8 protein-coding genes are annotated in these 11998 nt (G+C 39.6%); all 8 read right to left on the reverse strand.

Annotated elements, in window-relative coordinates; all coding sequences use genetic code 11:
• Window positions 1-44: 44 nt before the first annotated feature.
• The 8 genes from IPJ16_12695 to IPJ16_12730 all read right to left on the reverse strand — a co-directional run bounded on the left by IPJ16_12695 (window position 45) and on the right by IPJ16_12730 (window position 11991).
• Window positions 45-1088 (reverse strand): serine hydrolase, encoded by a 1044-nt coding sequence (locus IPJ16_12695; GenBank protein ID MBK7628029.1) that lies wholly within the window; start codon window positions 1086-1088, stop codon window positions 45-47.
• A 221-nt stretch (window positions 1089-1309) separates the two neighbouring features.
• A complete protein-coding gene (locus IPJ16_12700) occupies window positions 1310-2842 on the reverse strand; it encodes an efflux RND transporter periplasmic adaptor subunit (protein ID MBK7628030.1) in 1533 nt (510 codons plus the stop codon).
• A gap of 59 nt (window positions 2843-2901) precedes the next feature.
• Entirely contained in the window at window positions 2902-4443 is a 1542-nt protein-coding gene (locus IPJ16_12705; protein MBK7628031.1) for a TolC family protein, read from the reverse strand.
• Between the two features lies 1 nt (window position 4444).
• Window positions 4445-8170 (reverse strand): efflux RND transporter permease subunit, encoded by a 3726-nt coding sequence (locus tag IPJ16_12710; GenBank protein ID MBK7628032.1) that lies wholly within the window; start codon window positions 8168-8170, stop codon window positions 4445-4447.
• Between the two features lie 102 nt (window positions 8171-8272).
• Window positions 8273-8629 (reverse strand): heavy-metal-associated domain-containing protein, encoded by a 357-nt coding sequence (locus IPJ16_12715; protein MBK7628033.1) that lies wholly within the window; start codon window positions 8627-8629, stop codon window positions 8273-8275.
• A 131-nt stretch (window positions 8630-8760) separates the two neighbouring features.
• Window positions 8761-9180, reverse strand: coding sequence for a hypothetical protein (locus tag IPJ16_12720; protein MBK7628034.1), 420 nt, complete (start codon window positions 9178-9180; stop codon window positions 8761-8763).
• 230 nt (window positions 9181-9410) lie between these two features.
• On the reverse strand, window positions 9411-11603 hold the full coding sequence (locus IPJ16_12725; GenBank protein MBK7628035.1) for a PAS domain S-box protein: 2193 nt from the start codon (window positions 11601-11603) through the stop codon (window positions 9411-9413).
• Window positions 11604-11625: 22 nt separating this feature from the next.
• Window positions 11626-11991 (reverse strand): response regulator, encoded by a 366-nt coding sequence (locus tag IPJ16_12730; GenBank protein MBK7628036.1) that lies wholly within the window; start codon window positions 11989-11991, stop codon window positions 11626-11628.
• Window positions 11992-11998: the final 7 nt, after the last annotated feature.

An 11998-nucleotide genomic window follows, 5' to 3' on the forward strand; every position in this document is an offset into this window, starting at 1 on the left:
ACAATTTACATATTAAAACTTTCAGATCAAATATTAATTCTGCCTCATCGGAGAATTGGAAGCACCGATTCCTGTATGAACAATGGGCTTACCTGAGGAGTTGTGAAGTTTCGTTCTGTAAATGCAATAACAAGTCTGTAATCGCTAAATATATAAAGTTTCTGTCCCCCGGCACCTTCAGCTGTGATAACTTTAGTCGTTAAACCTTCGCCGACCGGCATGTACCTGATCCACCAGAAATAGCCATATCCGCTTATATCAAACCCGGATGAGAGGTAAGATTGTGTTGATTTTAAAATCCAGTTTTCAGAAATGATCTTCTTATTCTCCCATCTCCCCTTATTCAGCACCATAATACCAATTTTTACAATATCGTTCGGTTTCAGAAAGAGCCCACCCCCTGCATGGCAGAATCCCTTTGAGTCTTTGATCCAGTAGTAATCATTAATTCCCAATGGTTTAAACAGGTACTTATCTGCAAATTCCGATAGCGACATTTTTGATGACCTCTCAATTATTCCTGCAATAATCATCGGGCAACCACTATTATATTCAAATTCTGTCAGGGGAGGTTTAACAACCGGTTTTGACAGTGCATACTGCAGATAATTACCACTGTTAAACATTTTAATATTATCATTTCCCGGATCATTCAGGGGGAGCATTTCCTCCCAGTCAAAACCTGCAGACATTGTAAGAAGATCTTTAATTTTCAGATTTGATCTTAAACTTTCACCGGGATTGAAATACTCAGGAAAATATCTGTTAACGCTTTCATTTTCGTCAGCGATAAATCCTTTATCAATTGCTATTCCGAGTAATAATGAAACTATGCTTTTGGTCTGGGATTGAATCTGATGCAATGAATCTTCTTCAGCACCATTGTAATATTTTTCAAATCTTATTTTCCCATCGTACCAGACTATAAAACTTTCCACATTTTTAAAGAAAACACGTGGATTTGTCTCTATTAATCTGTCTGCTGTAAGGATAACCGAATCAATATCAGTTACTTTAATGTATTGTGAGTTTAAATTTACTGAAATTGAAATCAGTACTATTAGAGAATAGAATCCGCTTTTTTTCATAATACTTGGTTTTATCCGAATATGATTTATCTTTTTTCGAAAAGATAAATAAAACTGACTACCTGGGATCAGATAATATACAATTGACATTATTGGATCAACGGATGGAGATGTGGATGTGGGATCTCCTGAAATTCGAAGTTTTTATTCAACCCCTTCAGGGCAGGCTCTTCGGGGTAACTCTTTATCAATCATAAATTTGTTATTTATGAACTAATCATCTATTTCCTGTAAAGACAACATTCAGGAAGTGCAGAATAAGTAACATCATCGGCTTTAAAAAGTTCAGTATCATGGCCAGAATCCGCTATCACCTTATGGATTGTTTTCAGATCAGTTTTTGCCTGATCAAACTCTACTGTAACTTCCTTGTTCTCTATGCTCCAAACTGCCCTGTAAACACCATTTACCTGCATAGCAGCCTTCTCTATCCGTTCTTTACACATTTCACAATTACCTGATACTTTAAAAGTCTCCTGATCGCGTATAACTGACAGTTTACCTGCACCTTTTTCACTTCCAGCTGAATTACTCATCATACTTGGTTTTCCTTCAAGCTGTGCTGCTGCATCTACACTGAAAGTGCCGCTGGTAACTATTTCCTCACCTTCAGATAATCCGTCAGTAACAACATAACTATCACCCAACATCTGACCCAGGCCTATTTCGCGCAACTTAAATATTGATTCGCCGGAGTCTTTCTGTTTTACGTACACTATTGAGCGTTTTCCTGTCCACAGAATTGATGACCGCGGAATTACAATCTGATTTGACTCATTACTTAAGCCTGACATAATAACTCCGGAAACAAACATTTCAGGTTTAAGCATTCCTGATCTGTTATCAGCCTCAACCCTGACTTTTGCAACACGTGTAACAGGATCAATTACAGGATCAACAAACACAATCTGTCCGGAATATTCATTACCTGGCAAAGCCCGAATAGTAAATAAGACCTTTTCTCCTTTTCTTAAAAACATAAGATCGCTTTCATAGGCCTCGAACATTATCCAGACCTTTGACAGATCAGCAATATTAAACAGAATTGTTCCTCTGTCAACATAATCACCAGTTCGTACATTCAGAGTAATTACTATTCCATTTGAATTTGAAACAACATCAATAGTATTCTTAATTACCCCTGATGATTCAACAGCTGAAATCTGTGTATCTGTTAGTTTCCATTGAAGTAGTTTCTCTTTTGCAGCATTGTATAACTCCGGTTGTGACTCTTTTGTTTTTGAGGCTTCAAGCAATTCCTGTTGAGCATTAATAAGCTCCGGAGAGTAGATCTTTGCAAGTACCTGATTCATCTTAAATCTCTCTCCGGTAAAGTTTACAGAGAGAGTTTCAATCCGGCCTGAAACATGTGCCACCTGGCTCTGGAACATTCTTTCGTCAGCCTGAACCTTACCATATAGACGAATCTCTTTAATCGGTTTCTGCATTGTAACAATTGTGGTGGAGACGTCTGCAAGTGCGGCTGCTTCTTTGCTCAGATGAATCACTCCCGGATCAACTGAAACTGAAGAGCTCTGAGCAAGTGGTATAAGATCCATTCCACATATAGGACACTTCCCCGGCTGTTCCATTCTTATATGAGGATGCATTGAGCATGTCCAAATACTAACCTTTTCTGTTTCTGAAGAATGATCATGCTGCTCTTCGCTTCCGCGGGAAGGATGAAAAACAAGCCATCCAGTAAAAATCCCTACTGCCAGTGTAATGACAATTATTAAAAAATTCCGTTTCATGTTTATATTTTTATTTCAACATTTAAACCTAATTCTAACCTTTTTCAACTCTCTTCAACCTACTCTCCGCTTCTAAGATTTCCCAGTCGTCTTAGCCAGGCAACAGCCACGTTGAAATCAGCAGCTGCTTCAGTTTTTTTAAGCTCATAATCAAGTAACTGTTGCCGTACCCTCAAAACTTCAGACAGATCGGATGACGATGTTGAGAAACTTCTCAGTACAAGGTCGAAAGATTTTGATGCCAGCTGATACTGATTTTCATATAATATTTCTCTACGGTGAGCGTCATTATATAACTGAAGAGCCTGATAATATTCTGTATTTAATGTATTTACTGTAGCCTGATAATTATGTTCAGCTGCAGTTTTAAGGAGCTCTGTTTCAGATCGCATTGCGTTGTACTTTTTACGGTATACAGGGAGAGTTATTGTGACCATAGGCATTATCATGTCTGAACCATTCATTGAAGATGTTGACATTTCATTCCTGTTAACGAGTGAATAATTCAATCCAAGTCCAACCATTGGATAACCCATGGCTGTAACCATATTTTTACGGGCATCTAATGATCTCCTTTCAGAATCAAGCATTCCAAGCATCGGATTATTTGCCAAAATGGAGTCAGAAACAGCCTGAATAGGAAGATTTAAAGAATCCCTGATCAGTATATCTGCTGTAAAAACCTTTGTTGCCGGAGGCCTGTTCAGAAAACTGTTAATCTGTGCCTGAAGAACCAGTTCCTGACTTCTCAGATATGCAATATTGTTTTCAAGTTCACCACTCTCTATCCTGATCCTGTAGATATCAGAAAGACCTGCGCCACCCGATGTTGAGCCCATAGAACCACCCTGCATTGAAGAAGAAGACTGAGATGCTGGGGAGTTACCCAAGGCAGACTGAGAGCCCCCCATCGAGTTCATTCCTGATCCGCCAGCAGGATTATTACCGGAGGAAGAGACGGAAGGTGACGAAAAGGTTAACGAGTTTGAATTACTGCTTCCTGACGGCCCGGCTTTAAACCTCACAAGAGCCAGTCTTTCAATTGTACTGAGGATTTCAATATTTTTTTCAGACACGGTAATATTCTTCTGAATCTTGTATAACTCATACCATATACGCTGAACCTCATAGATCACCTGAAGTTTTGAATCACGGAAAATTTCAAATTTGGCATTAGCCATCAGGCTCATTTCGTCTTTTGCATACCGGAGGGTTCCAAACCAGGGAAACATCTGCATCAGCGAAATATCAGCAATCTGGTTCCCTCCAATAAGTTCCATTGGTTTCAGAAAAACTCCAAGGCTCAGCTGCGGATCTGACAGACTGCCAACCTGAGGTATTTTCTGAAGGGAAGCCTGGTATTCAGCGAATTTCTGAAGTACCATGGGATTATTCTTAACAGCAAGTTCAAGATATTTTATCAGAGAATCTGATTGGGAATATGCCGGAATTATCCTGAAAAGATTAATAACTACAATTAGAAAGAAAAATCTTATGATCTTTTTTTGCCACAAAGGCACGAAGGCACTAAGATTGTCCTTTGCGCCTCTGCGTCTTTGCGAGAAAATCAATATTCTGTTAAAAATTATACTTTTTTTCACCTTATTCTGATTTAATTGGATTTTGCTTTACAGCATTTTCCCTCCATATTGCCTGAAAGAGAGGAACTACGAATATTGTCATAATCTGAATAATCATACCACCGAATGCAGGAATAGCCATGGGGACCATAATATCGGCGCCTTTTCCTGTTGACGAAAGCACTGGTAACAAGGCAATAACAGCAACTGCGGTTGTCATAAGAGCAGGACGTACCCTTTTTTTACCGGCCATGACAACAGCTTCCCTGACTTCATCTACAGTAGAGGGCTTTTTATCCTCAAACACCTGGTGAATATATGTCCCCATAATTACTCCGTCGTTAGTTGCAATGCCAAACAGGGCAATGAATCCCACCCAAACAGCAACACTGAGATTAATTGTGTGCATTGAAAACATATCACGCAGATTAATATCTGCCACTGAGAAATTCAGAAACCAGTCTTGTCCGTATAACCACAACATTATAAATCCTCCGGAGAAAGCAACGAACACCCCTGAAAAATGTATTAGTGAAGCTGTTTTTGTGCGGAACTGGAAATACAACAGAAGCAGGATTAATACCAAACTTAAAGGTATCACTATAGACAATCGCCTGGTGGCTCTTAACTGGTTTTCATAATTACCTGCAAATTTATAAGTTACTCCGGCTGGCAGGGAGATTTCACCTGATTCAATTTTTGATTTTATTACAGCATCTGCCTGTTCAACCACATCTACTTCGGCTTCTCCTTCAAGCTTATCAAATATTACATAACCGACAAGGAAAGTATTTTCACTTCTGATCATCTGGGCACCTCTGGCATAGTCTATATCAGCAATTTCCCCAAGTGGTATCTGAACACCATTCATTGCAGGAACAAGAATTTTTTTCAAATCCTCAGGATTATCCCTGAGCTCCCTGGCATATCTAACACGAAGAGGAAATCTTTCACGGCCTTCAACTGATGTTGTAAGTGTCATACCCCCAACAGCTACCTGAAGAATCTCCTGGACATCCCCGACAGTCATTCCATACCGGGCCATAGCTTCCCTGTTAAGCTTTATTTCAAGGTAAGGGGCACCTACTGCACGATCATAAAATACCGCTGAAGATTTAACTGAAGGGACTTCCTTCAAGGCTTTTTCAAAAATCAAACCGGCTTCTTCAATAGCGTCAAGATCCGGACCATATACTTTAAGCCCCATTGGTGCACGCATACCTGTCGAAAGCATTACAAGTCTTGTTTCTATAGGCTGCAGCTTAGGAGCCGATGTCAGACCAGGAATATTGGTGACTTTTACAATCTCTTTCCAGATATCATCCGGATTTTTAATGAAGGGCCTCCATTGACGGAAATATTCACCGTTTTTATCGGGAATAAGACTATCTGACGGAATTATTCTGAATGGGTCATTTTGAGGATTGTAGTGTGAATTATTTAACAGCACAAATCCATTATCCTTATCCGACTTAAATTGCATCCTGTGTCCATTTTCATCAAGAATATACTCCGATCTGTAGTTGATCGTGTTTTCGAACATCTGAACTGGTGCCGGATCGAGTGCAGAATTTACCCTTCCCCATTTACCAACAGCAACTTCTACCTCAGGTATAGCAGACAAGCGTCTGTCAAGTATTTCAACATACTCAAGGTTCTTTTCAATACCGGTATGCGGCATGCTTGTGGGCATGAGCAGAAAAGATCCCTCATTAAGCGATGGCATAAACTCTTTTCCCAGACTTTTCCATGCTAACACACCAAAAACTATCGTAAAGGAGGGTATCAACAGGAACTTCCACTTATTACGCAGTGCCCAACGGAGTATATTCTCGTAGAAGTAAACCATCGACATCAACACCAGCAGGATAACAGTGACTAGACCCCCAACAAAAAGAAAATTGATCAGTTCGCTGTTGTGTGCACCTAGGGGCAGCCATTCGATTGAAAGATACCATGTTGCAACAAGTACGGTAATACCAATATTAATATAGTTTGGATACTCTTTTCGGTTCTCAATCCATTTATGGCCAAACAGATTATTAATCCCGATTGCAGTTAATGCAAGGACAGGCCAGGTTTGCCATAATAATGTCAATGCTATACCAGCCACAACAAGGGAAGCATTCCAGAATCTCCTGATTTTTTTTGAGTCGAAACTGATATTGAAGAAAATATGAACCAGTGTGGGAAGAACAACAATTCCCAGTATAAATGCGGAAATCAGAGCAAATGTTTTTGTCCAGGCGAGAGGATGAAACAGCTTTCCTTCCTGAGCCTGCATGGCAAATACAGGAAGGAAGCTCACAATAGTTGTTGCGATTGATGTCACAACTGCAGCTCTTACCTCAGTTGTCGCCTGGTAAATAACATCGAGTAGTTTCCTGCCGCGTATGCCTTTGTTCTCAGGCATTTCAAGGTGCCGAAGAATATTTTCCACATCAACAATTCCGATATCTACCATAACACCAATAGCTATAGCGATACCTGATAATGCAACAATATTAGCATCGACGCCAAAAAACCTCATTAATATAAAAGTCATTAAAACGCCTATAGGAAGCAATCCCGCTACTATCAAAGAAGCCCTGAGGTTAAGAACCAGTACAATAATCACTATAATGCTAATCAGTATCTCATGCGAAAGAGCTGATTCGAGTGTGCCGATTGTCTCTTTGATCAGGCTGGTTCTGTCATAAAACGGGACGATGGTCACTTTTGAGACAGATCCGTCGGGTAATGTTTTTTCCGGCAAACCGGCTTCAATTTCTTTGATTTTATTTTTGACATTGTTAATAACTTCCATTGGATTAGAGCCATATCGTGCAACCACTACTGCTCCAACAGCCTCAGACCCATCTTTGTCGAGGCCACCTCTTCTTGGGGCAGGTCCAAAAGCTACATTTGCAACATCCTTAATTCGTACCGGAACATTGTTACGAACCGTGATGACTGACAATTCAAGATCCTGAAGGCTCTTTACATATCCCAGTCCTCTTATAATATATTCGACATTATTTAATTCAATTGTTTCAGCACCAATATCAAGATTGCTCTTACGGACACCATTCATGACATCCATAACAGAAACATTAAAAGCCTTTAGAGCATCAGGATTAATATCCACCTGATACTCTTTTAAAAAACCACCGACAGAACCTACCTCTGATACCCCTTCAGCTGATGAAAGGCTGTATTTTACGTAAAAATCCTGAATAGTCTTAAGTTCCTGAGGATCCCATCCTCCATTAGGATTGCCGGTTTTCGGGTCGCGTCCTTCGAGGGTATACCAGAAAATCTGCCCCAGAGCCGTAGCATCAGGACCCAATGAAGGCTGTACCCCCTCAGGCAACGTACCCGAAGGAAGTGAATTCAGCTTTTCAAGTATCCGCGACCTGCTCCAGTAAAACTCAATCTTGTCTTTGAAAATGATATAGATAAATGACATCCCGAACATTGATGTACTTCTGATAGTTTCAACACCGGGTATTCCTAGCAAAGCAGTAGTAAGAGGATAAGAGATCTGATCCTGAATATCTTTTGGTGATCGTCCCATCCACTCAGTTGCTACAATCTGCTGATTCTCTCCAATATCAGGAATAGCATCAACCGGAACCGGATCGCGGGGAAACAGACCCTGTTTCAGATTAAATGGCATGGTAACCAGACCCATTATAACAAATACAATAAGGAAAATGAAGGTTATAAGCCTGTTTTCGAGGAAGTACTTTACCAGTTTGTTAAATATCATATCGCTAAGAGTATTTTCCCCGAAGATCTCGCTGAATAACACAAATCAGATCAGCGTTATCTGCGAAATCCGCGGGAAAATTAAAAATAAACATATTGATTACTTGCTCCGATCATAATGGCAGCAACCTGGTAATGATTCATATACCTTATCATCTGCCTTGTACTTTTCAGTATCGTGACCAACAGAGGCAAATTTCTTACTTAGTGCATCCACGCTTGTTTTTGAAGGATCGAATGTAACAGTGATCATCTTGGTCTTAACATCCCATGAAGCAGTTGTTGCACCCTCTTCTTTTGCACTCTTTTCGATTCGTGATTTGCACATTCCGCATTCACCCGAAACTTTAAATGTTTCAGTCTTTGGACCTGCTGTTTTAGCTGTTGTCTGAGCTGACACACCTGCGCCGATGGTCAACATCAGCATAGTGATGAGAAAAAGTCTAATAGTTTTCATAATCTTAAGTATTAAAATGTTAATAATAGAAATAAGCAAATAGATTTAAAGTTGAAAAATCTGAATTGATACAAACAGGATAATTACAAATGATGAAAATGCTCATTTGCAATAAAGACATAAAATCAGGATCAGATACGGAATACACAAATGTCGGAAAGGTCCACATCGGTGGACAACAACCAGTCCGGGGGACTGACATCTGTGTAAAGAAGTGATGAAAAAGTATTTAAGCTAAAACTTAAATCAGCAACAATAAAAAGAATATTTATGTTATAATTAACTGATTCCGGGAAGAATGAAAATGAGGGAGTATAATTATTATCTATATTGTAAGAGGTAACTACATCTTCACAACAATGTGTTCTGACCAGAGTTCCTGTTCCTGCATAAACCTCCTCAAAGGCTTCCATTCCGCATGAAGCCAGTCTGCCGGTAACAGAGATTTCAGAAGCAGCAACATGTCCACCGCAATAATGAGTTGCAATAGTGAGGTGAAACATAGCTGTAAGCACCAGAAAGACCATTAATATTGAAAAAACCTTTTTCACTATATATAAAACAGAGATTGTATGAAAATGTTTTGCAAATAAAGTACTTTTTTATTTTATCCCATTTATTTCACTCCTTCTCTCAAGCAGCATATAATCGCGCAAGACTCCATTCATTTTTCCGCTTCCCGACACAGGCGATAGTGCTGCCCATCCAATACCGAAACTGATTTCCAGTCGTCAGCAGTCATTGATCTGAATAATACATTCAACATGTAGTTATAAAAATATCAACAAGGCAAATTAAGAAAAAAAGTTGAACCTTTTCCTGCTTCAGATTCTACCCATAATTTACCACCCAAAAATTCTATATAAGCTTTTGAGAGGGAAAGACCAAGTCCGGTACCTTCATATTGCCGGTCCTCACCACTATCTACCTGGTAAAATCTTTCAAAGATCTTAGTCTGCTGGTCTTCAGAAATCCCTATACCTGTATCAGATACATAAAACTGAATATAATCGGGCTGGAAGGTATAACCCATCTTAACAAAACCCTCCCGGGTAAACTTGCACGCATTGGCAAGAAGGTTTGACAGCACCTGGAATAGTTTGGTAGAATCGGTGTAAAAATGTCTATCCGGATCATGTTCCGGCTGTTCATAGAATAAGTCCAGTCCTTTAGATGTTGCTGACAGACTAAACTGTTTATGGAGCTTTTCCATAACGGAATGTACAACAACCTTGTTCATATTAAGCTTCAGTTTCCCGGCTTCTATATTCGAGACTTCGATTATATCTGTTACAATAGAAAGCAGATGATTACTGCTCTGAGTAATGATTTCAAGATATGACCGATGATTTTCAGGTGAAAGGTCAGGTTCACTCAGCAGTGTTGTGAATCCGACAATTGCATTCATGGGTGTTCTAATCTCATGAGATACATTATGAAGAAAAGCAGTCTTCAGCCTGTCGCTCTCTTCTGCCTTTTCCTTTGATTGAGTAAGTTCATCTTCAATTATCTTACGTTCCGTTATATCATGAAATATCTCCAGCATTGCTTTTTTGCCCTGATAGTTCATTCCTGTGTGATAAACATCAAATATTCTGCCTCCGTTCACACCATGTGATTCATACTTTTCAGTTTTACCGATCACGATCCCCCTGGTTAGGGGGCAATCCTGGCACTGTTTCTTATCGTCCCTGTAAATATCCCAGCATTTACTACCAATGGCATCAGATCCGAAGATTTTTTTAAAGTTATCGCTCTGGAATAGGATCGTACCTTCTGAATCTACAATATCCATCCCGAATGGAATAGTCTTAAGTAGAGATCTGTTGAATTCAGCACTTTCGCGATGAGCATCCTCAGCTCTTTTTCTGTCAGTTATGTTATGACTTATTGTTACCAGTTGTGTAGCCACTCCTTCGGAATCAAGGATAGGGATCCGGCTTGTAAGCAGAGAATGATTGAAACCAGTTTCAATGTTCAACCTGTTCTCCACTTTATCCAACATCATCTTACCTGTATGAAGAACCAGTTTATCATCATCATCAGACGCAACGGCCTCTCCTTCAGGCAAAAAATCATAAATAGTCTTGCCTATCGCCTCTTCCTGATTCTCGGCTCCAATTACTTCGAGATGAGCACTATTATTAAGTAGGTATCTTCCCTTCCTGTCTTTAATTGAAATCGGATCAGGTATATTATCAATCAAAGCTCTCAGAAGATTGCGTTCGACACGGATAATTTCATTGTACTTATTCTGCTCACTTATTTTCTCAAGGCTTGCTCTGGATGATTTTTCCTCTTCGGCCTTCATGTCAAGTAACAGATTTTTACTGAACATCAATGCCAGGCTGAATGTAAGAAGTATCACCAGCATGTGATAAATAATGATCATAAGTGCATCAAAACTGCCGGCATCGAAATAGTCTGCAGGCATCATCTTTCCTCCAAGCAAAAATTTAAGGATATTAGCCAGACTAACCAGTCCGAATGCTGCGTAAATGATACCTATCGGATGTGTGAGACTTACTTCTTTTCGAGGTACTCTGTATAACATTAACCATGCACCCTGAAGGAAAATCAGTAAAGAAGCAACGGAGATATTCAGGTTTCGTGCGGTAAGGTCAGGATCAATCAGAGTTAACCAGGTATGCACGATGGCAAAAATGGCAAGAATGATATAATTATGGATCTGGTTTGACTTTTTGCCGGTATAAGCTTCCAGTCCCATATAACCCAGAAGAATACCTGCAATCATTACAGTATTTGCCAGATCAACAGAGATCCACTCAGGAATTTTACCTCTCAGAACTATCAATAACAGTCCGAGAGTCTGTAAGGCAAAATTCAGTACGAGATAAGTAGTTCCCTTGTAACGGGTATGATACTGTATCCATAGAATATAAATAATTACCGTGCTTACTAAATATGTCAGCAGGAAACTGATCATTATTGTACGCATGTCGAATGAAATCATACTTCTCCCCCCTCCGTTAAAATCAGCTTAATAGTTCAGTAATACTATTCATAAGTTCTTTCAGGTCCAGAGGTTTCTGGTATACCTTGTTAGCTCCCAAATGTTTAGCACTGTTCAGATACCCCTCGTACTGAAAACGTCCACCACCGGAAATTGCAATTATTTTTAGAACAGGATTCTTTCTCCTGAGGTCAAATATCAGTTCAAGTCCCTCTTTATCCGGCATCACTATGTCGGTTATAAGAAGATCGGGATGAAATGAATCAAACATAGTCAACCCTTCATTTCCGTTAGAGGCTGTTTTTGCTTCATGCCCGGCTTTTTCAACCATTTTTTTTAACATTATCGCGATTGCAGTCTCATCGTCGATTATTAATATCTTAGCCATAATCTGA

The organism is Bacteroidales bacterium (assembly GCA_016709865.1).
GTDB lineage: Bacteria > Bacteroidota > Bacteroidia > Bacteroidales > VadinHA17 > LD21.